Origin of the sequence: Paracidobacterium acidisoli (genome assembly GCF_003428625.2) — a bacterium.
GTDB lineage: Bacteria > Acidobacteriota > Terriglobia > Terriglobales > Acidobacteriaceae > Paracidobacterium > Paracidobacterium acidisoli.
Genome location: NZ_QVQT02000003.1, coordinates 354,380 through 375,941, shown reverse-complemented (window position 1 = coordinate 375,941; position 21,562 = coordinate 354,380). Strand labels below are relative to the sequence as shown.

Sequence of the window (21,562 nt, the reverse complement as noted above, 5' to 3'; positions counted from 1 at the left end):
CCTCGGGATTGTAACAACCCATTTATTGGATGTAGCTCCGGCTCTCCGGCTGCATTTGCGTGCGGTCCGTGGTATCGTTACCCCGCGGCGACTGCCGCGTGCGGAAATCTCCATCTGTCATGGACAGCGAATGTGGGGATGCCGGCGAAGCGCAGGGGGCAGAGAAAAAGCCATCTTTGGGCCAGAGAATTATGGACAAGAGAGAGTTTTTGAAGACATCGGGCATTCTTCTTGCGGGCAGCATGCTGCCTCGCTTCGCATCAGGCGAGCCGAACGCTGAGGACGCTGCTTCGCAGGCCGTCATCGGCGCAAACCCGCGCACCAACTGGTCCGGCAACCTTACGTACCATGCGCGCAGTCTGGATCTGCCCTCCGGCATCGAAGAGCTGCAGCGCGAGATCAAAGGCGGCGGACCGGTCAAGGCTCTCGGCGCACGCCATTCGTTCAACACCATCGCCGACACGACCGGAGATCAGATATCGCTGCAGCACTTCGATCAGATGTCGCTCGATGAAAACACGCACACCGTCACCGTGGGCGGCGGCGTGCGCTATGGCCAGCTTGCGCCGTGGCTCGATGCGAAGGGTTACGCGCTCCACAATCTGGCATCGCTTCCGCACGTTACCGTCGCCGGGGCCTGCGCCACGGCCACGCACGGCTCCGGCAACCACAACGGCAACCTCTCGACCGCCGTCGCCGGGCTCGAGATGGTTACAGGAACCGGAGAAGTGGTGCATCTGTCGGCGGAAAAGGACGGCGACCGCTTCCACGGCGTGGTCGTGGGGCTGGGAGCGCTCGGCATCGCGACCCGCGTAACGCTCCGCATGCAGACGCGCTTTCTGATGAGCCAGGTCGTCTACCAGAACATGCCCTTCTCTGTGCTCGAGCATCATCTCGACGAGATTTTTGCGAGCGGCTACAGCGTCAGCCTCTTTACCGACTGGCAGAACCATCGCGCCACGCAGGTCTGGATCAAGAGCCGCCTTACCGGCGACACCCCGCTGCACTCCGCGCCGGAGTTTCATGGCGCGACGCTGGCAAAGCAGAATCTGCATCCCGTGACCGGACACTCCGCCGAAAGCTGCACCGAGCAGATGGGCGTTCCCGGTCCCTGGTACGAGCGCATGCCGCACTTCAAAATGAACTTCACGCCCAGCAGCGGGCAGGAGCTGCAGACCGAATACTTTGTGCCCCGCGAGCGCGGCTACGAAGCGATTCTCGCCGTCGAAAAGCTGCGCGACGAGATCACGCCGCACCTGTTCGTGAGCGAGCTGCGCACCATCGACGCCGACAATCTGTGGATGAGCCCCTGCTATCACCGTCCTTCGATGACGCTGCACTTTACATGGAAGCCGGAGTGGCCGGCGGTGAAGCAGATTCTGCCGAAGATCGAAGCCGCGCTCGCGCCCTTCGCCTTCCGCCCGCACTGGGCCAAGATGTTCACCGTGGCGCCGGCGACGATTCACGCGCAGTATGAGCGCCTCGCCGACTTCCGCAATCTGGTGAAGGAGTACGACCCACAGCGCCGGTTCGCCAACGACTTTCTCAGAACCAATCTCTACGCCTGAGGTCGTCTCTGCGCCCGCCGCCGCTTACTCCGTGCGCAGCGCCTGCACCGGCTCAATGGAGGCTGCGCGCCGCGCCGGCAGAATCGCCGCAATCGCCGCCGAGAAGGTGAGCACCACCAGGGCCGCCAGCAGCACCAGCGGATCGAAGCGCGGCACCTCGTAAAGCTGATGCGCCAGGAAGATTCCCGCGATCAGCGCGAGGGGCAGACCGATCGCGAGACCGATCGCGATCTGCGCGAAGGCGCCGCGCATCACCATCGAGACCACGCGCCCGCGATCGGCGCCGAGAGCCATGCGTATGCCGATCTCACCCGTTCGGCGAGCGACGTTGTACGCGGTCACGCCGTACAGGCCGATCGAGGCCAGCAGCAGCGCCAGAATGCCGAAGAGCCCCGTCAGCCGCGCCGTGAGCCGCTGCTGATTGAACTGCTGCGCAATCTGCTCGTCCATCGTCTGCGTGCTGATCACGGTCAGATCGGGATTGATCGACGCGAGCGTGCTGCGCACCACCGGCACATAGCTCAGCGGAGATCCGTTGACCAGAAGCTCGATGCGATGGATATAGTGCGAATCGTTCTCCACCCACTGCATCAGCGACTGCTGATACGTGACCGACTGCGTAAGCGGCAGAAAGAACATCGGAGGCTGCGTCTGCAGCGGATGCAGATAGCGGGTGGTCTTCACCACACCCACAATCGTGAAGTCGCCCTCGTGTCCGGCGAGATAGCCCCAGCCAAAACGCTCCCCGATCGGATTCCGGCCCGGGAGATATTTCCTTGCAAAGGCCTCATCGATCACCGCAACGCGTTCGGAGGTTGCCGTATCCGCATCCGTAATCACACGCCCCCGCATCAGCGCGGTGCCGATGGTATCGAAGTATTTCGGACTGACCCGCACCCATGTCACATCCTGGTGCACGCCGGCCGGTACCGGATGGCCTTCGATCGCAACTTCGTCGTTCCAGTTATCGCCGTCGAGCGGCGAATACAGAGACAGCGCCGCGCTGCGGACTCCGGGAACGGCGTTGAGCCTGTCTTCCATCTCGCGATAGAGCTGCGGCAGCTGATCGACTTTATATCCGGCGCTCTCGGGATCGACGGCAACAACAAGGCGGCCTTCAGGCTCGAAGCCGAAGCCGCCGCCCTGCATATGGCTCAGGCTCTGCGTCACTAGTCCGGCTACAGCCAGCAGAACCAGCGAGAATGCGGCCTGAAAGACGACCAGCGATTTCTGCGGCAGCGAAGATGCATCCCGGATGCTGCGGCTCGCGCCGCGCAGCGCATCGGCCGGATTGGTGCGCGAGCTGATCAGCGCCGGAGCAACGCCGAAGAGCACCCCGGTGATCAGCGAAAGCAGAAAGGCAAACGCGAGGACCGCCAGCGAAGGTGAAGGATCGATGGGAACAGTCGTCGCACCGCGGAAGATCACCAGCAGAATCGCCTTCGTTCCCACATACGCCAGCACGAGCCCTGCAGCACCGCCGATCAGCGAAAGCAGAATGCTTTCCGCGAGCGTGCCGCGCACCAGACGCTTCCGCGACGCCCCCAGAGCCAGCTGCAGCGCCGCCTGCTGCCTCCGCGCCGTGCTTCGCGCCAGCAGCAGATTGGCAAGATTGGCGCAGGCAATCAGCAGCACCAGTGCCGAGGCCCCGACCAGCAGCATCAGCCCCGAGCGGAAGCTTCTGCGCATGTGCGTGATGCCCGCGCCACCAGGACCGAGAATGATGTGCTGCTTCGGCAGATCATGCTGCCGGTTGCCTATCATCGGCACATGTGTGGGCAGCCAGTGCTGCAGCTCAGCCGTCAGCTGCTGGCTCACCACCTCCGGCGACGCGCCCGGCTTCAGACGCCCGATCGCGTAGAGCCATGATTCATCAGGCAGATGAATCAGCGGGGTGGTCGCACTCATGACCGATTCCTGGTGAATCGGCAGGTACAGATCCGGCGGATCGCTGCGCAGACGGTCGCCGTAAAACGCAGGCGGCGTCACGCCGATCACGGTGAAGGGCCTGCCATCGATCAGCAGCGTTCCGCCGAGGATCGAGGCATCCATCCCATACTTCTGCTGCCATGCGCGATAACTGAGCACCGCGACCGGCGCGGCGCTGTCCGTGTCATCACCGGGGCTCATCATGCGGCCCGTAAATGCGCGCACTCCCAGGGTGGAAAAATAATTTCCGGAAACGAACTCGCCGCCCATGGGCGCGGCCGGCACTGTCGTTCCGCCGCGCCGCACGGCAATCGGCATGGTGTTGGCGCTGAAGGCGGCCATCGACTCCACGCCGGGAGTGTTGTCGCGCATCTGCCGGTAAAAATCGTAGGAGTACTCCGCCCAGTCGTCCTGGAAGCCGCCCCACTGGCAGCACTTGTCGTTATCGCCGATCTGGTACAGGTTCTGCGGGTCGACCGAAGGAAGATTGCTCAGCATCACCGCGTTTACCAGCGTGAAGATCGCGGTATTGGCGCCGATTCCCAGCGCAAGAGTGATCACCACCGTCAGCGTAAAGGCGGGAGCCTTCCGCATCTGCCGCAGGGCATGTCTCAGATCGTGAAGAAAACCTGCCATTCCTTAACCCCGAATAGTTCTTTTAGCATGCCGAGGACCAAACGAGTCTTCCGGAACTCTTTGCCTTTCAGTCCGCGGCAGGAGCAGGCCCTCTTCCCCATCGTTCGCTTCCACCGTCAGGTGTTCAGAATCGAACAACTCTTCCGCTGATATTTTCTCTGCGACTTTTGCCGCAACGGGTAATCTAACGGCTAACCAGAAACACAATTTCAGCCATGGCTCGACCTCGAGGGTCGCGCTCGGGGATACGCTTGCCGGAACCGCACTACGACGCTCCCAACTGGAAGCCGCGCCACAACCCCTGGCTGGTGGCGATCACCGTCACGCTCGCCACATTTATGGAGGTGCTCGATACCTCCATTGCCAACGTTGCTCTGCCGCACATGGCCGGGACGCTCGGCGCCAGCACGGAAGAGGCTACCTGGGTGCTCACCAGCTATCTGGTCGCGAGCGCCATCGTGCTGCCCATCTCCGGATGGCTGATGCAGCGCTTCGGGCGCAAGCGCTTCTACATGAGCTGCGTCGTGCTCTTCACCATCAGCTCTGTGATGTGCGGACTCGCCGCTTCGCTGCCCATGCTGATTTTCTTTCGCATACTGCAGGGCGCCGGCGGCGGCGGACTCGCCCCCAGCGAGCAGGCCATCCTTGCCGACGCCTTCCCCATCAGCAAGCGCGGCCAGGCCTTCGCGCTCTACGGAATGGCGGTCGTCGTCGCGCCGGCCGTGGGTCCCACCCTCGGCGGGTGGATCACCGACAACTTCACCTGGCACTGGATCTTCTTCATCAACGTGCCCGTCGGCATTCTGTCGCTCTTTCTCACGCAGCGCATGGTCGAAGATCCGCCGTACCTCAAGGCCGGCATGAACCGCAAAGGCAAAGTCGACACGCTGGGTCTTGGCCTTATCGCCATCGGAGTCGGCTGTCTCGAATTTGTGCTCGACAAGGGGCAGGAGAAGGACTGGTTCGGCGATCGCATGATCGTCACCTTCACTCTGATCGCGGCCTTCACGCTGATCGCCTTCGTCTGGTGGGAGTGGCAGCATGAAGATCCCATCGTCGATATACGGCTGCTCAAAAACCGAAACTTCGGCACCGCCGTCTTTCTGCAGTTTGTGCTCGGCATGGTGCTCTTCGGCTCAACCGTGCTCATTCCGCAGTTCGTGCAGGTGCTGCTCGGCTATACCGCAGAGCGCGCCGGTCTGGTCCTCTCGCCGGGAGCCGTGGTTCTGCTCTGTACCATGCCCATCGCCGGGCGCCTCGTCAGCTCGCACAAGCTCGATCCGCGCCTGATGGTCGCGCTGGGCTATGCCGCAACTGCCATCGGCCTGTACAACCTCACGCGGCTTAACCTGGGCATCTCCTACGGGGAGATCACGCTCATGCGCGCCTTCCAGGTCATCGGGCTGTCCTTCATCTTCATCCCCATCAGCACGCTGAACTATGTGGGCGTGCCGCGCGACAAAAACAACCAGATCTCCAGCTTCTCCAACTTCGCGCGCAACATCGGCGGCTCGGCCGGAACCGCGCTGCTGACGACCTTTCTGCAGCGCACCGAGCAGACGCACCGCCAGGCCCTTGGCTCGCATGTGCTGGCCGGCAGCCCGCAGTATGAGAGCTTCATCGAGATAACGAAGGCGGCGCTGATGCGCCTCGGCCAGGACTCGGACCACGCGGCGCAACTCGCCATGGGCAGCGCCTGGCAGACCCTGGGCCGGCAGGCCTCCATGCTCAGCTATCAGAATGCCTTCTGGGCGCTCAGCGTGATCGTGGCGCTGCTTGTGCCGCTGCCCTTCATCATGCGCAGACCGCCGCCACACGGCGGCCCGGCACCGGACGAGGCCGCCGGGCACTGATCCCCGAGCGCGGCGCGCCCGCGTTCGGTCTTCTTTCCTGCCTTTTCGCGGTTCTTTTCGAGGTTTGGGAGCGCCTTATCGCGCCCCCTGTTCTATGCTGGAGACTCACCTGCCTATGGATTTCGAACAGCTCAGAACCTTTCTCGAAGTCAGCCGGCTCAAGAGCTTCTCACGCGCCGCGCAGAAACTGCTGCGCACACAGCCGGCGATCTCGGCGCAAATTCGCTCGCTCGAGCAGGAGATCGGCGCGCGCCTCTTCGACCGCGAAGGCGGAAAAGTCACCTTCACCGCCGCCGGACGCCTCTTCGAGCCCTTCGCCGAGCACTGCCTCGAGTGCCAGAGCCATATTCATCTGGCCATCGCCGAGCTCGAGCGCTCGCCTCGCGGCGAGCTGTCCATCAGCGCCAACGAGGCCACGCACCTTTACGTGCTGCCTCCGGTCTTCGCCCAGTTCAAGATGCAGTATTCGCGGGTCATCCTGAGCATCGTGCGCTCGGAGCGTCTGCGTACGCTCGAGGCGGTGCTGAACCGCGAAGTCGATTTCGGGGTGGTCTCACTGCCTGTGCGCGACTCCCGCCTGGCCGTCGAGCCGATTCATCGCGACGACCTCGCGCTGGTCGTTCCGCCCGGGCACCCCTTCGCATCGCGAACCACCGTGCGCCTGCAGGATATGGCACGCACGCCGCTGCTGCTGCCCAGCCACGGGCGTCGCCGCGAGCAGCTCAACGAGCTCTTCCGCACGCATGAGCTTTCGCCCCGCGTCGCGATGGAGGTCGAATCGAGCGAGCTGCTCAAGCGATACATCCTCGCCGGTCTCGGCGTCGGCCTGCTGCCGCGCACCAACATTACCGAAGAGGAGCGCATCGGCACGCTGAAAGCCATTCCGCTCGAAGGCGTTCGCCTCGCGCGCGATCTGGCTCTGGTCTACCGCAAGGACAAGCAGATCTCCCGCGCCGGCCAGGCCTTTCTGGAGATTGCCTCGCAGGCGGGCAAATCGAAGTAGCCTGCAGCCTCGCGCCGGGGACGCTGCCGTATCATAGTAAAAACACCATAAAATATGCCGCGCAGGCCGCTCCGTTTGCATCTTCAATGTGGTACGTTTCAGCGGGGAATGATGTGCCGTGCGCGGCGGAGCATTCTCTCGCGGAGGAGCTGAAAATTGGGAACAGGTATGGTTCCGAAACGCCTTTTTTTTACCCGGGGCGTCGGGAAGCATAAAGAGCGGCTGACGTCGTTTGAGCTGGCGCTGCGCGATGCGGGCATCGCCGCGCAGAACCTGGTGCGCGTCTCGTCCATCTTTCCGCCCAATGCCAAACTCATTCCCCGCAAGGAAGGGCTGAAGTATCTTTCGCCCGGCGAGGTCGTCTTTGCCGTGGTTGCCGAGAACTCCACGCGCGAGCCGCACCGCCTCGTCGCCTCCAGCATCGGGGTGGCGATTCCCACCGATCGTGCCATGTACGGCTATCTGAGCGAGCACCACAGCTTCGGCGAAACCGAGGAGCAGGCCGGCGAATACGCCGAAGAGCTTGCCGCGGAGATGCTCGCCACGACGCTCGATGTCGACTTCGATCCGGACAAAAGCTGGGACGAGAAAAAGGAGATCTACCGCATCTCCAATAAAATCGTCCGCACCGCCAACGTCACGCAGTCGGCCATCGGCGACAAGCGCGGCCTTTGGACGACCACCATCGCCGCCGCCATCCTGATCTTCGAATGATTCTCCGGCGAACAACAACCATGGTTCGCTAACCGCTTTTCACTACCCCGGAGTTCAGCTATCCGGTTTTTAGCTGTCTGCTTTCAGCTGTCAGGGAACACTATGCCATCGAATAAAAACTTCCGTGTGGGCCTCGTGCAGATGAGCTGCGGCCCCGATCCCGACGCCAACCTCGACCGGGCCGCGGATCGCGTCCGCGAGGCTGCCCGCGAAGGCGCCAACGTTGTCTGCCTGCCCGAGCTCTTCCGCGCGCAGTACTTCTGCCAGCGCGAAGACATTGCCCTCTTCGATCTCGCCGAGTCCATCCCCGGCCCCTCGACCGACCGGCTCACCGCCATCGCCCGGGAAGAGAAGGTGGTTGTGGTGGCGTCTCTCTTTGAGCGCCGCGCGCCCGGCCTTTATCACAACACCGCGGCGATCCTCGAGCGCGACGGCAGCATTGCGGGCATCTACCGCAAGATGCACATCCCCGACGATCCGCTCTACTACGAGAAGTTCTACTTCACGCCGGGCGATCTCGGCTTCCGCGCCTTTGACACCACGGCCGGCTCCATCGGCACCCTGGTCTGCTGGGACCAGTGGTATCCCGAAGGTGCGCGCATCACGGCGCTCAAAGGGGCGAACGTCCTGTTTTATCCCACCGCCATCGGCTGGCACCCGGCAGAAAAGGCCGAGTACGGCGAGGCGCAGTATGATGCCTGGCAGACCATTCAGCGCGCGCATGCCATCGCCAACGGCGTCTACGTTGCCGGAGTGAACCGCGTGGGCCTCGAGCACGGCGACATACGCGGCAACCGCGTCGAGGGTCCGGGGCTCGAATTCTGGGGCGGCTCGTTCCTGGCCGATCCCTTTGGCCGCATCGTCGCAAAGGCCGCGCACGACCGCGAAGAAATCCTCATCGGCGAGATCGATCTGAAGCTGCTCGAAGACACCCGCCGCAACTGGCCCTTTCTCCGCGACCGCCGCATCGACGCCTACCCGCCCATCACGCAGCGCTTTCTCGACGACAGCACAGGCGGCGCGCAGTGACGGCACAGGATACGGAGCACAGAACACCGCGCACGGGCACGCCCCGCGAGCACGGCTACCGCATGCCCGCCGAGTGGGAGCGGCACGCGGCCACCTGGATCGCGTGGCCACATAATCCCAGTGACTGGCCGGGCAGGTTTCAGCCGATTCCGTGGGTCTATGCCGATATCGTCCGCCATCTCGCCCAGGTCGAAGACGTGCATATTCTCGTCAACGATGCAGCGGCAGAGAAGCGCGCGCGCGGCGTGCTCAAGCGAGCCGGTGCGGACACGGTCCGCGTGCATTTTCACCACTGGCCTACCAATCGCGTCTGGACGCGCGACTCCGGCCCCATCTTCGTGAAGAACGCGGACTCGCTCGCCGTTACCAACTGGAAGTTCAACGCCTGGGCGAAGTACGACGACTGGCAGCTCGACGACCAGAACCCAGACCGCGTCGCCGGGTATCTCGATGTGCCCGAGTGGATGCCCGTCATCCAAACGCCGGAGGGTGAGCACCGCGTCGTTCTCGAAGGCGGATCGATCGACGTGAACGGGGCGGGCACGCTCATCACTACCGAGGAGTGCCTGCTCAGCGAGGTCCAGCAGCGCAACCCTGGCATCTCCCGCGAGCAGCTCGAGCAGGTCTTTCACGACTACCTTGGCATCGACCAGGTGCTGTGGCTGCATCGCGGCATCGCCGGCGACGACACGCATGGCCACGTCGATGACATCACCCGCTTCGCCGGCAAAAACACGATCGTCACGGTAACCGAATCAAACGTGCACGACGAGAACCACCTGCTGCTCGCCGAGAACCTTGACCGGCTGCGGTCGGCGCGCAATCCCGAGGGCAAGCCCTTTGAGATCGTCGAGCTGCCTATGCCGGCCCCGGTCATTTTCGAGGGACAGCGGCTGCCGGCCAGCTACGGCAATTTTTACATTGCCAACAATCTCGTGCTCGTGCCAACCTTTAATGACTCTAACGACCGTGCAGCGTTACAGATACTGGCAGAGGTCTTCCCCGGACACGTCGTCGCCGGCATTCACTGCAGGGATTTTATCTGGGGGCTGGGCGCGCTGCACTGCATGACGCAGCAACAGCCGCTCTGACGGAGTACCGATGTCGAAAGATAATCTTGAATGGCTGGATGAGTGGTATCAGCGCCAGTGTAACGGTACCTGGGAGCACCGGCAGGGCGTACAGCTCCGCCAGCTCGACAACCCGGGCTGGCATCTGACGATCAATCTCGCCGGCACTTCTGCTGAGAACTCCCTCCCCCGGAAAATCAGTCTGAACACCCCTGCCGGTGACTGGATCGCCTGCTCGATCGCCGCCCATCGCTTTGAAGGCTCGGGAGACCCGCGCAAGCTCGAACAGATCATCGGCGTCTTTCGCAAATGGGTGGAAGCACCATCGCCCGCTCTGTCTGTCGCCTCGCGCCGCCGGATACCATAGCTGCGTGGCCGATTCCCTCTCCTCTTCCGGCAGCGATTCCGATCTTCTCTTCATGCGTGAAGCCCTCGCCGAGGCCCGTGCGGCCGCGCTTGCCGGGGAGGTCCCGATCGGCGCCGTCGCTGTGATCAGCGGCATCGTGATCGCTCGCGGGCAGAACCGCGTTCTGCGCGACCAGGACCCCACAGCGCATGCCGAGATGGTCGCTCTTCGTGCCGCGGCGAAGGTCATCGGCAACTATCGCCTGCTCGACTGCGCGTTGTATGCCACCCTCGAGCCCTGCGCCATGTGCGCCGGGGCCATTATCCACGCCCGCCTCAAACGGCTCGTTTACGGAGCTGCCGACCCCAAGGCCGGAGCGGCGGGGTCTGTGCTGGAAGTCCTGAACCATCCGCGCCTGAACCACACCCTTCCGGTCACCGGAGGCCTTCTGGCGGAAGAGTGCGGAGAATTGCTCCGGGAGTTTTTTCGCGCCAAACGGATTTAGATTCAATGATTTAAACTGTAATCAGCACCAGCCAGGAATCGCCCGGCCAGAGTTTAACCGCCATTCACCTCCCATCCCGTAGACTGGAAGTGGATGCTTTCCCCTTTCAGGCTGCCAGCCCCCAGGCTCATTGCGATCGATATCGACGGAACCCTGCTGCCTTCGCGCGGGACGGCTGTCAGCGAGCGCAATCGCCAGGCGCTCCGCGAGGCCGAAGCAGCCGGCATTGAGATCGTCATCGCCACCGGCCGCAGACACACGTACACCACGCCGATCATCGAGCCCATTGGCCTTCGTTCGCAGACCGTTCTCATTACCTCGAACGGCACCGTCACCCGCGCTCTGGATGGAATGCGTATCGATCGCCGCCTGCTCCCCGTCGAAACCGCCCGGGGAATATGCCCGCTGCTGCGCGAGTTCGGTGAAACCACGGTCTTTACCTTTGACCGCGACGGCGCAGGAGAGCTGGTGATCGAGTCGTTCGAGCAGCTGCATGCCCGCATCTCGCTCTGGGTCGAGGCCAATCGCGCCTCGCTGATCGAGGTACGCCCCATCGAGCGGGTCTTCGACTCCGGCGAGGCGCCCGTTCAGAGTATGATCTGCGGCACTCCGCAGGAGATGCGCGACGCTGAGCAGCGGCTCACGGAAAGCGCCTTTGCCGAACAGATCGAGCTGCACCGCACCGAATATCCGCACCGCGATCTGACCATCCTCGACATTCTGCCGCCCGGCTGCTCGAAGGGCGTCTCTCTGCACGATCTGGCCACCGCGCGCGGCATCGCCCGGGAAGAGATTATGGCCATTGGCGACAACTGGAACGACCTGGAGATGCTGGAATATGCAGGCCGCCCGGTGGTGATGGCCAACGGCGCTCCGGACCTTGTCGAGCTCGCTCAGAATCGCGGATGGACCCTTGCCCCCTCAAATGATGCCGATGGCGTAGCCCAAATGATCGAGAGCGTTTGCGCCGGAGTAAGCGTCTGAGATTCATGGCCGGAGTGATAGAGTTTCTCTACATGCTCGGACTTCCCCGGAAACGGCGGTGGTACGCTCTGGCGCTTGTCTCCTGCTGCGTCTCTGCGGCCTTTGCCGCCGACCGCGTTACCCTTAAAAATGGTTTCGACATCGTCTGCGATCATCGCGCAGCCGATGGAGACCGGGTGCGCCTGTACACGGATGCCTCGGGACAGAACTTCGTCGAAGTCGCCGCCGAGGATATCGTGTCCGAGCAGCATGTCGACCTGCTGCCGAAGACTCCTGCGGCCGCTCCGGTAACGAAGCCCGCTTCTGCTGCGCTGACTCCGGTCCGTCTGCATGCCATGCTGACCCATGCGGGAGCCGAGTACGATCTGGATGAAGACCTTCTGGCCAGCGTCGTGCGTCAGGAGAGCGGCGGCAACGCCCGCGCCGTCAGCCGCGCCGGAGCGCAGGGGCTGATGCAGCTGATGCCGAAGACGGCGGCGCATCTCGGCGTCTCCGACAGCTTCGCGCCCGACCAGAACATCGAAGGCGGCAGCGCATACCTCGATGCGCTGCTCCACCGTTATCACGACAATCTGCCGCTGGCGCTGGCTGCCTACAATGCCGGGCCGGAGGCGGTCGACCGCTGGCACGGCATTCCGCCTTACCGCGAGACGCGCAGCTATGTTGCCCGCGTCATTCACGAGTACAACCGCCGCTATGCTCTGCGGCTCCGCTCTTCGGCGCAGCGCCAGGCCAGTCTTTCCGCGGCTCCGCTCGCCGCATCCGCCGAGTAGTTCCGGCTGTACCCCGTTTGCCAACCCTGAAAGGAAACTGACGCCTCCGTGAAGAAAAAGAACTGGATTCTCGGACTCGTCGTCCTTCTTGCGCTCGTCATCCTTGTCGTCGTCGCGCGCCATCGCATCCACTTCAACTGGAGCGTCTTCACGCAGCAGCTCAGGCTGGCCGACTGGAAGAAGATCGGCATCGCCGTCGCCATGATCTGGCTGGCCTACGTGATCCGGGCGCTGCGCTGGGCGCTCTTCCTCAAGCCGACCAAGAAGGTTTCGGCATTCAGCGTCCTGGGCAGCCAGGTGATCGGCTTTACCGGCGTCGCGCTCCTCGGCCGCCCCGCCGACCTGGTCCGGCCTTACCTGGTCGCGAAGCGCGTGCAGCTCCCCCTCAGCTCTCAGGTCGCCGTCTATGTCGTCGAGCGCATGTTCGACGCCGGAGCCATGGCGCTCATCTTCTCTACCGTCCTGCTCTTCGCTCCCGACCGCCACTCCCTGCCGCACCCCGAAATGATGAACAAGGCCGCCCTCGGCGGTCTGCTGGCGACCGTCGCCCTGGCGCTCTTTGCCGGCTTCGCGCGCGTCTCCGGCGGCGCTTTTGCGGCGGGGGCGCGGAAATCACTGGGAGCGATTTCGCCGAAGCTGGGTGAGTCGGTGAGCGAGAAGATCCTGCACTTCCGCGATGGCCTGAACACTATCGCCTCCATGAGCGACTTTCTGCTGGCTGCGCTCTTCTCCCTGGTCATGTGGGGCATGATCACCTTCGCTTACCTCGAGACCACACGCGCCTTTACCGCCTCACCCGAGCTCTCCGGCATGACCCTTTCCCGCTGCATGCTGCTGATGGTCGTCAGCATGGGCGGCTCGATCGTGCAGCTGCCGGTGATCGGCTGGTTCACGCAGATCGGCCTGCTGACCGCGGCCCTGCAGGGCTTCTACCACGTCGCTCCTGAGCCGGCCCTCGGCTGCGGCGCACTGCTGCTGGGCGTAACCTTCCTCAGCATCATTCCGGTCGGCCTGATCTGGGCGCGCTTCGAGCAGGTTTCGCTCAAGAAGGTCGCGGAAGAGAGCGGCCACGCCGGCGAAGAGCTGGCCGCGCACAGCCCGGCCGCCTCCGCGCAGTAGGCACCGCACCAGGCTCGAATCCGCCTGCCGGAAATGCGGGAGCCTTCCGGTGGCAGAAACTTTCACCTCCATAAAAAGAGCCCGGCATGATGCCGGGCTCTTTTTATTGCTGCGATCTGTGTTTACCTGCGGCCGAAGCGGTAGACCACACCCATCTCAAAGCCCGCGTTGTGCTGCAGCGTGCTGCCGTAGTCGGTCAACAGATAATTCGGCGTCAGGCGAATCGCCAGACCGGGTCCGAGGTTGTAATCCACCGAAGCGCCTGCGGTCACATTCACCACGTTTCCGTCCGGATACAGGCCGATCAGCGTTGGTGGAAGACCACCCGTTCCCGTGCCGAAGTTTCCGTGCCCCACGCCGGCCAGTACCTGTCCGGTCCAGCCCCAGTGCAGGCCGCGGTAAAACCGGTACTGCGGTCCGGCCATAAAGGTGTACTGGCTGATGCTCGGCGCAAAGATGTGAAACTCCTGCGCGCCTGGATTCGTGCCCGTGTAGGTGGTTCCGTAGTAGCCGCGGAAGTCCGCCGCAACCCCCAGATTGCCGTGGATGTAGTCGGTGATGCCCACGTTCCAGCCGGACTCATTCACATGCTGCAGCGTATTGCCGGGACGGAACCGCTGATAGCCGCCGCCGAAGTACACCTCATATTTATGGCTGTAGGTGTCCTGGATGATCTGCTGAATGCGCTGCTGACGCCGCGCGCGGACGCGCTCCTGCGCCTGGCGAAGCACACTCACCCGGTTCGGATTATTCTGCTGGGCGCTCTGATCCTGCTGCGGCTGCTGACTCGACGAATCCTGCGCGCGCATGGGAGCGGGCGCGAAAAGAAGAAAAGCCAAAACGGGACTCAACCACCATCCCACACGCTTGCCTGAATGCATGAACCTCGAAACCTCCACTGCCTGTGCTGCCGGCCGCCGCTTTCACCCGCATCGCTCCCCGTACTTTCCGGGAAGTCGTCTTCCGGGAGAACGGCGCTTTGCGTGAATTCCGCGGGCGGGAAATGACGAAAATGTCTCTCCCTTTGTATTAAAGCATCCGCGGGCCATTCTGCGCCGAGCCCTCCGCCGATTCCTGCACCGTAAACAAGCGATTGAGAGCCTCCGGGTTTGCCGTTACTATGCTGAAAAGGCTCGTAGCGAGGTTCATGACCAGGTGAAATCATTTCTTGCCGGACTGCTGCTTGGGCTGATCGCCCTCCCCGCCGCTGGTTACCTCTGGCTGCACTTTGGCCATCCTCCGGTCGCCGTAACCGATTCTTCCTTCCCGTTCGAGCGCGATATCGTCCGTATGCCGCTGCATGCGCGCATCGACCGCGAGCTGCCGAAGACCGCCCCGCTCGAGCCGAGCCAGACGAATCTCGAAGCCGGAGCGCATATTTACCGCCAGCAGTGCGCCTCTTGCCACGGTTTATATGGCCGCCCGGCGGATTTCGGCGCGCATATGTATCCGCATGCGCCGCAGCTCTGGGCGCCTCATCGCAACGGCATCGTCGGCGTCAGCGACGATCCTCCGGGCGAGACGTACTGGAAGGTCTCGAACGGTATCCGGCTGACCGGCATGCCCTCGTTCAGCAAGGTTCTGAATGAGACACAGATGTGGCAGGTCTCGGTCCTGCTCGCGAACGCCGACAAGCCGCTGCCGGTCGACGTGCTGAGCCTGCTCAAACAGCCGCTCGATCTCGATCCGCCGAATCTGCCTCCGGTGCCGGAAGGGCCGCCGCAGACCATCACCAGCCAGCAGATCAACGCGATGCCGTCGCCCGTTCCGCCCGACGCGAAGTAACGGGCGGATGGCGTCAGTACTTCGACTTGAGCAGATACACGATTCCCGTCGTGAACTGGAGTGAATTCCGCTTTGTGGGCGGCGTGGCCTCCGGAGGATCGTTCAGATAGCTGTCGTTGGTGCCCACCGAGAAGCTGAGATTTTTGAAGAAGGGCATGGTCAGCGTATTCGCTTCGTTGGCCGAATACGCGTAGGGGTTGTTGTAGGCGGGGATGTAGGAGATCTCCTGCTTGAAGATCACGCTCCTCGGCAGCTTCAGCGCGTAGGTTCCGTTCACCGTCGAGCCGATCAGGTTCTGGTCTTCGCCTGGGGCGGCATCGATAAATGTCTGCTTCTCATATTGCAGTGTGGTCTTCAGGTCCAGCTCCTGCTGAGGGCGCTTCAGAGCCGTCAGTCCGATTCCTCCACCGTAAATCTGCTGCAGATCGAGGTTCTGGCCGAAGTTGTGATCGAAGGCCACCTGGCCCAAGGCAAAAAAGCGCGCGGAGAAATACTCGTCCCGCTCCGCATCCGCATGGTAGATCGAGCTCTTCGAGCTGCTCGATGGCGTCACCACGCCATCGGCAACATACGCTGGCTGAATGATCTTGCCGAATGATCCGTTGAAGTCTGCCGTCGTGCGGTTGTGGGGATTCAGCCAGCTCACCGTCGGCACGACACGGGCCAGCGATACGCCGCCTGAAAACGTGTACTGCTCCTGTGTTGCCTGCACGATCGTGGCGCCCGCCGTCAGATTGCCGTTCCAGCCGCCCAGAAATCCAGGATGGCCGCCGATCTGCTTCTGCAGCGTCGTCTCATCGAGGATGTACTGCGCCTTCTTCACCGGGATGGGAGCGAGCGCTGCACTGTCTTTGGGGTGCACGGTGATCTGCTGATTGGCGACCGCCAGCGTTCCGCTCTGCGGCACTGTCAGCGAATGGATGCCGCGCGTTGGAATACCCTCCTGCAGCACCACCAGACGCGACTGCGTATGCAGCTCCTGAATCTTGTCCCACGTGACCGTCACATCGCCCAGAACATCGCTGTGAAACATCACATGCCCGCCCACTTCGCGGATAAACTTGCCCGAAATTTTATCTCCGTTGGTGAAGAGAATTGTGTCGGGCGGAGTCTTGTCGGCAGTCTTCGCAGCCGGCGGGTCTGCGCCGAAGGCAGACGGAAGAACCAGCAGGAAGGCAAGAAACATCAGAGACGGCGCGATAAAACGCGCGGCAAAAAAAGTACGCACACATGTCATTGGAGAAATACAGGCTCCTGACAGATTTTGAAGAGCGCACCCGGCAGGGGGCCGGCGTTCTGCGCAACTCTCCCTCTGTCTATCGTAATGCCACAGGGAGCCAGATGGACGCGGGAACCGGACGATTCCCGCGCCTGATGTATCGGAAAGAGTTCAATAGGACGACTTGATCGTGTAGGTCAGTCCCATAGTGAACTGAAGCGAGTTGCGCTTTGTCGGCGGCTCGGTGATGGCCACATCGTTCAGATAACTGTCGAGCGTTCCCACCGTGAAGCCAAAATTTTTGTAGGCGGGAAAGGTGAGCGTGTCGGCCTCCGACACCGACCACGCACGCGAGTTATTGAAGGCGGGGATGTAGTTCAATCCCTGCGCGAAGATCATTCCCTTAAAGAAGTGCAGATTGTATGCGGCTGCGATCGTCGAGCCGATCAGATCCTGATTCGGATTCTGTCCGGAGCCGGCGACGACATTTTCAAACGACTGCCTCTCGTACTGTACGGTTCCCTTCAGATCCAGCTCCTGATTCGGCCGCTTGATCGCCGTCCAGCCGATGCCTCCGCCGTAGATCTGCTGCAGATCGAGACTCTGGCTGAAGTTATGATCGAAGGCCACCTGGCCGAGAGCATAGAAACGCGGCGAGAAGTATTCATCCCGCTCGGCGTCCGCATGGTAGATCGCGCTCTTGATGGATGGCACATCCTTCTGCGTGATCTTGCCGTAGGAGCCCGTGAAGTCGAGGGCCGTGCGGTTGCGCGGAGCCAGCCAGCTTACCGTCGGCACCACACGAATCAGTCCCACCGCGCCATTGAAGGTGTACTGGTTCTGCGTGGCGGCAACGATGGTCGCGCCCGCCGTGGCGGTGCCGTTCCATGCCTGGGTCAGGCCGGGGTGTCCGCGCAGCTCCTTGTTCAGCGAGGCCTGATCGATCACATAATCCGCGTCCTTCACCGGAATCGGCGCCGCAGCCACAGCCGTCGGCTCGGCCTGCAGAGTGATCTGCTGATTGGTGACCTCCATCGTGCCGGAGGGAATCTGCGACATCGGGGTCTTCCGCGTTACATTCACTCCCTTGCGCAGCACCGCGACCGCCTGTGAGGTGCGCAGCTCTTTGATCTTGTCCCAGCTCACGTTTACGTCGCCGACAATGTCGCTGTGAAACGTGACGGTGCCCCCGACTACGCGCACGAACTTGCCGCTCAGCTGATCGCCGTTGGTAAACACCATGACGTCGGGAGTAGCGTCCTTCTTAGCCTGCGCATGCAGCAGTGCCGGATAGACCAGCACCAGCAAAGCCAGAGCACTGAAAGGAATGAGGCGGTGCATCTGCGAAAAAAACCGGGACATAAAAAGCTGCTCCTGATGTTGCACTGCGATATGGTTTGCGGCTGTGCGCCGGCAGGCCGTAAGCCTGTCCGAACTTCGCCGCCTGAGCCAGAGAGCGTTTCACCATGTCAGAGGAACGCAGAAACACAAATGGGATTCGTATCTGAAACTGGTTAGGATGCAACCCCGTTGAAAAGCGATGCAGCATGAAACTCCTCCTGCTCCATCCGGCGCCGGATCGGGATCTCAGGCAGTGCCCAGGCGCCTCTTCACACGATACGCTGTAACCCCGATAGCCGATACGGTCAGGCGGCATTAAAATGGAGACATGTCACTGACCCGCCAGCAGGCCCTCGACCATTTCCGCTCCGACGATCTCATCGGCCTCGGCATGGAAGCCGATGCCGTGCGTCGCAGACTGCACCCTGAGGGCGTGGTGACCTACATCATCGACCGCAACATAAATTACACCAATTTCTGCACGGAATACTGCACCTTCTGCGCTTTTTACCGCCCGCTCAAAGGTAAACTGGCCAGCGAAGGCTACATCCTCGACTTTGAGACGATCTATCAGAAGATCGCCGAAACGGCAGAGATGGGCGGCACCGGCGTGCTGATGCAGGGCGGCCTGCATCCGGACCTGAAAATCGACTGGTTCGAGCGCCTGCTGAAGGGCATCAAACAACGCTTTCCGCAGATCTGGCTGCACTGCTTTTCCGCCTCAGAGATTCTGGCCATCGCCGAGTACAGCGAGCTCTCCGTGCGCGACACCATCGCCCGCCTGCGCGATGCCGGACTCGACTCCATCCCCGGCGGCGGCGCCGAGATTCTGGATGACGAAGTGCGCAGCCGCATCGCCCGCCTGAAGTGCCGCACCGAAGACTGGCTGCTCGTTCATCGCACCGCTCATCAGCTGGGCATGCGCACCACCGCAACCATGATGTTCGGCGTGGGCGAGACCTTCGAGCACCGGGTGAATCACTTTGAAGAGGTTCGCCGCCTGCAGGAAGAGACCGGCGGCTTCACGGCGTTTATTCCCTGGAGCTTCCAGCCGGGACACACGGCGCTCGGCGGCCGGGGATGGGACGAGGCGACCTCGGTCGAATATCTGAAGGTGCTCGCCATCTCGCGCCTCTATCTCGACAACATCGAGAATGTGCAGTCGAGCTGGGTCACCCAGGGGCTGAAGGTGCTGCAGCTCGGCCTGCGCTTCGGAGGCAACGATGTGGGATCGGTGATGCTCGAGGAAAACGTCGTCCGCGCCGCCGGAACCGCCAACTGCACCACCGAAGAGGAGCTGCGCCGCGTGATCCGCGATGCGGGCTTCAAACCGGTGCAGCGCGATACGCTCTACCGGACGATGTTTCTCAACTAGCGCTTCGCGATGTTTATTAACTGACGCTTTGCGATGCCCCTCAACTAGCGCTTCGACGTGATCTTCGCGTCCAGGCTGTACCGGCCACCGCCGGCGATCAGCAGCGTCAGCAGCATGCCGAGATACAGCACGATCAGCTCACCGTGATCGGTCTGCGGACCTCGCCCCGTAAAGGCGAAGTGATGGATGAACGCCCACGCGACGAAGATATTGCACAGGCAGTAGAGCGCCGCCCAGCGCGTTCCCAGCCCGATGATCAGCAGGATTCCGCATACAAAATCGCTGAAGAAGGCGACGAGGAACGAAGCGGAGCCTCCGATATGAAGAGGATTCGGAAAATGCGCCATGAACATCGTCCAGTGCGCGGGGCGCTTTTCCCATCCGTGCCGCAGAAACAGCGTGACGCCGGCCCATACACGCAGCAGGCTCAACCCGGCCTCTGACCGCTTCGGCACAAAACTCATCGGCACAATCTCTCTGATTCCCGGCATCGATCGTCTCTCCGTGGCCGCCATTCTACGGTTTCCGCGGCCGGCCGGCACAAAATTTTTCGCGGACGCTCCCGTTCAGGCACCCATCTGCTGGCGGCAAACCGCTTCCCTTACAATAGCTTTGGAAGAAATACCAATGGAGGCCAGCCCCTGCTTCAACAACCTGCCGCATCGCTGGCTGCCGGATTCGTGCATGCCTCCCGCGCCTTCGCCATGCTGCTGATGAAGAGCGACTGGCGCCACTATCTCCGCTCTCACTACGGCGACCACACCTTCGAGCACCTCTATCGCTGGAACCTCTTCGACGCGTCCCTGCTCATCCCCTACTTTGTGGTCATGATCATTCTGGCCTTCTACGGGCTGCACCGCTATCAGCTCGTGTGGCTCTACTACCGGCACCGGAAGAACGCCACCAAAGAGCCCGCGCACCACTTCGAGCAGCTTCCCCGCATCACTGTTCAGCTTCCCATCTTCAACGAGCAGTTCGTCATCGACCGCCTTATCGAGGCCTGCTGCAACCTCGATTATCCCCGCGACCTGCTGGAGATTCAGCTGCTCGACGACTCGACCGATGAGACCAAAGAGGCCGCCGCCGCCATCGTCGAGCGCTACCATGCCGCCGGAAACCCCATCGTCTATCTCCACCGCACCAACCGCCGGGGCTTCAAGGCCGGCGCGCTCGATGAAGGCCTGAAGGTCGCGAAGGGCGAGTTCGTTGCGATCTTCGATGCTGATTTCGTGCCGCCGCGCGAGTGGCTGATGCAGGTGGTGCATCACTTTGCCGAGCCGGAGATCGGCATGGTGCAGACCCGCTGGACGCACCTCAATCGCGATTACAGCTTTCTCACCCAGGTGGAAGCCATTCTGCTCGACGGCCACTTCGTGCTGGAGCACGGCGGCCGCTCCCGCTCCGGCGTCTTCTTCAACTTCAACGGCACCGCGGGCATGTGGCGGCGCTGCGCCATCGACGAGGCCGGAGGCTGGCAGCACGATACCCTCACCGAAGACACCGACCTGAGCTATCGCGCACAGCTCAAGGGTTGGAAGTTCAAATATCTGCAGGACGTCGAGTGCCCCGCCGAAGTGCCCATCGAGATGACGGCCTTCAAGACGCAGCAGCAGCGCTGGGCCAAGGGACTCATTCAGACATCGAAAAAGATTCTCCCTTACGTCTTCAAAAGCGACGCGCCCTTTCACACCAAGATCGAAGCCTGGTACCACCTGACCGCGAATATCAGCTATCCGCTGATGGTCGTGCTCTCCGTGCTGCTGATGCCCGCGATGATCATCCGCTTTTATCAGGGATGGTTCCAGATGCTGTTCATCGACTTCCCGCTCTTTCTCGCATCGACCTTCTCTATTTCGTCGTTTTATCTCGTCTCGCAGAAAGAGCTCTTTCCCGGCCGCTGGTATCGCACCTTTCTCTACCTGCCGTTTCTTATGTCGCTCGGCATCGGGCTTACGCTCACCAACACTATCGCGGTGATGGAAGCGCTCTTCGGCATTCAGAGCGCCTTCAAGCGCACGCCGAAGTACCGCGTGGAGAAGCGCGGCGAAAAATCGAAGGCCTCAAAGTATCGCAAACGGCTCGGTCTCATTCCCTTCTTCGAATTGCTCATCGGAGGCTACTTCGCGCTCTGCGTCTGGTATGCCATCGTCAATGAGAATTACTTCACCGTGCCCTTCCTGCTGCTCTTCGTGATCGGCTACTGGTACACGGGGCTGCTCTCGCTCTTCCAGGGCCGCTTCGAGCGCTGGCGCTCCGGAGCGAACCTCGAAGAGTCTTCGCCGAAGCCGTTTCCCGTGGGCGTGTAGCGGCGCA

General features: G+C 62.1%; 19 protein-coding genes. 14 read left to right on the top strand and 5 right to left on the bottom strand.

Features of this window, described 5'->3' with window-relative positions; genetic code table 11:
* The first annotated feature begins 191 nt into the window (after positions 1-191).
* Positions 192-1,568, top strand: a complete 1,377-nt coding sequence (locus D0Y96_RS09160) for an FAD-binding protein (protein WP_117299065.1) — start codon at positions 192-194, stop codon at positions 1,566-1,568.
* A 24-nt stretch (positions 1,569-1,592) separates the two neighbouring features.
* Here the strand turns inward: D0Y96_RS09160 and D0Y96_RS09155 are convergent, their stop codons facing one another.
* Positions 1,593-4,133: an ABC transporter permease gene (locus D0Y96_RS09155; RefSeq protein WP_117299064.1), complete on the bottom strand. Its 2,541-nt coding sequence runs from the start codon at positions 4,131-4,133 to the stop codon at positions 1,593-1,595.
* A gap of 215 nt (positions 4,134-4,348) precedes the next feature.
* On the opposite strand from D0Y96_RS09155, the gene D0Y96_RS09150 reads away from it, so the two are divergent.
* The 10 genes from D0Y96_RS09150 to D0Y96_RS09105 all read left to right on the top strand — a co-directional run bounded on the left by D0Y96_RS09150 (position 4,349) and on the right by D0Y96_RS09105 (position 13,529).
* Positions 4,349-5,986, top strand: coding sequence for a DHA2 family efflux MFS transporter permease subunit (locus tag D0Y96_RS09150; RefSeq protein WP_117299063.1), 1,638 nt, complete (start codon positions 4,349-4,351; stop codon positions 5,984-5,986).
* Positions 5,987-6,101: 115 nt separating this feature from the next.
* Complete coding sequence (locus D0Y96_RS09145) at positions 6,102-6,989, top strand: LysR family transcriptional regulator (protein ID WP_117299062.1); 888 nt, start codon at positions 6,102-6,104, stop codon at positions 6,987-6,989.
* A 168-nt stretch (positions 6,990-7,157) separates the two neighbouring features.
* Positions 7,158-7,703 carry a pyruvoyl-dependent arginine decarboxylase gene (locus D0Y96_RS09140; RefSeq protein ID WP_117299061.1) on the top strand — a complete coding sequence of 182 codons (546 nt, stop codon included), beginning with the start codon at positions 7,158-7,160 and terminating at the stop codon, positions 7,701-7,703.
* A gap of 102 nt (positions 7,704-7,805) precedes the next feature.
* Positions 7,806-8,732, top strand: coding sequence for a carbon-nitrogen hydrolase (locus D0Y96_RS09135; protein ID WP_117299060.1), 927 nt, complete (start codon positions 7,806-7,808; stop codon positions 8,730-8,732).
* 62 nt (positions 8,733-8,794) lie between these two features.
* Positions 8,795-9,823, top strand: a complete 1,029-nt coding sequence (locus D0Y96_RS09130) for an agmatine deiminase family protein (protein ID WP_117299734.1) — start codon at positions 8,795-8,797, stop codon at positions 9,821-9,823.
* A gap of 10 nt (positions 9,824-9,833) precedes the next feature.
* Positions 9,834-10,169, top strand: coding sequence for an immunity 53 family protein (locus tag D0Y96_RS09125; RefSeq protein ID WP_117299059.1), 336 nt, complete (start codon positions 9,834-9,836; stop codon positions 10,167-10,169).
* Positions 10,170-10,173: 4 nt separating this feature from the next.
* Positions 10,174-10,653 carry a tRNA adenosine(34) deaminase TadA gene (tadA, locus tag D0Y96_RS09120; RefSeq protein WP_350449018.1) on the top strand — a complete coding sequence of 160 codons (480 nt, stop codon included), beginning with the start codon at positions 10,174-10,176 and terminating at the stop codon, positions 10,651-10,653.
* A gap of 93 nt (positions 10,654-10,746) precedes the next feature.
* The gene (locus D0Y96_RS09115) at positions 10,747-11,637 is read left to right on the top strand and encodes a Cof-type HAD-IIB family hydrolase (RefSeq protein WP_117299058.1); all 891 of its coding nucleotides are present in this window, start codon (positions 10,747-10,749) and stop codon (positions 11,635-11,637) included.
* Positions 11,638-11,642: 5 nt separating this feature from the next.
* Positions 11,643-12,410: a lytic transglycosylase domain-containing protein gene (locus D0Y96_RS09110; protein ID WP_252263622.1), complete on the top strand. Its 768-nt coding sequence runs from the start codon at positions 11,643-11,645 to the stop codon at positions 12,408-12,410.
* 48 nt (positions 12,411-12,458) lie between these two features.
* The gene (locus D0Y96_RS09105) at positions 12,459-13,529 is read left to right on the top strand and encodes a lysylphosphatidylglycerol synthase transmembrane domain-containing protein (protein WP_117299057.1); all 1,071 of its coding nucleotides are present in this window, start codon (positions 12,459-12,461) and stop codon (positions 13,527-13,529) included.
* A gap of 122 nt (positions 13,530-13,651) precedes the next feature.
* Here D0Y96_RS09105 and D0Y96_RS09100 read toward each other — a convergent pair whose 3' ends face one another.
* Positions 13,652-14,368, bottom strand: coding sequence for a hypothetical protein (locus tag D0Y96_RS09100; RefSeq protein ID WP_117299056.1), 717 nt, complete (start codon positions 14,366-14,368; stop codon positions 13,652-13,654).
* Positions 14,369-14,684: 316 nt separating this feature from the next.
* On the opposite strand from D0Y96_RS09100, the gene D0Y96_RS09095 reads away from it, so the two are divergent.
* Positions 14,685-15,314, top strand: coding sequence for a c-type cytochrome (locus tag D0Y96_RS09095; RefSeq protein WP_117299055.1), 630 nt, complete (start codon positions 14,685-14,687; stop codon positions 15,312-15,314).
* 13 nt (positions 15,315-15,327) lie between these two features.
* On the opposite strand, the gene D0Y96_RS09090 is transcribed toward D0Y96_RS09095, so the two are convergent.
* Positions 15,328-16,542, bottom strand: a complete 1,215-nt coding sequence (locus tag D0Y96_RS09090) for a DUF481 domain-containing protein (protein ID WP_158562322.1) — start codon at positions 16,540-16,542, stop codon at positions 15,328-15,330.
* Positions 16,543-16,704: 162 nt separating this feature from the next.
* Positions 16,705-17,895 (bottom strand): DUF481 domain-containing protein, encoded by a 1,191-nt coding sequence (locus tag D0Y96_RS09085; protein ID WP_117299053.1) that lies wholly within the window; start codon positions 17,893-17,895, stop codon positions 16,705-16,707.
* 307 nt (positions 17,896-18,202) lie between these two features.
* Between D0Y96_RS09085 and mqnC the strand changes: the two genes are divergently transcribed.
* Positions 18,203-19,249 carry a cyclic dehypoxanthinyl futalosine synthase gene (gene mqnC, locus D0Y96_RS09080; protein WP_117299052.1) on the top strand — a complete coding sequence of 349 codons (1,047 nt, stop codon included), beginning with the start codon at positions 18,203-18,205 and terminating at the stop codon, positions 19,247-19,249.
* A gap of 44 nt (positions 19,250-19,293) precedes the next feature.
* Here mqnC and D0Y96_RS09075 read toward each other — a convergent pair whose 3' ends face one another.
* Positions 19,294-19,740, bottom strand: coding sequence for a DoxX family protein (locus D0Y96_RS09075; RefSeq protein ID WP_252263621.1), 447 nt, complete (start codon positions 19,738-19,740; stop codon positions 19,294-19,296).
* Between the two features lie 213 nt (positions 19,741-19,953).
* Here D0Y96_RS09075 and D0Y96_RS09070 point away from each other — a divergent pair, with 213 nt between their 5' ends.
* A complete protein-coding gene (locus tag D0Y96_RS09070) occupies positions 19,954-21,555 on the top strand; it encodes a cellulose synthase family protein (protein WP_117299724.1) in 1,602 nt (533 codons plus the stop codon).
* The last annotated feature ends 7 nt before the right edge of the window (positions 21,556-21,562 follow it).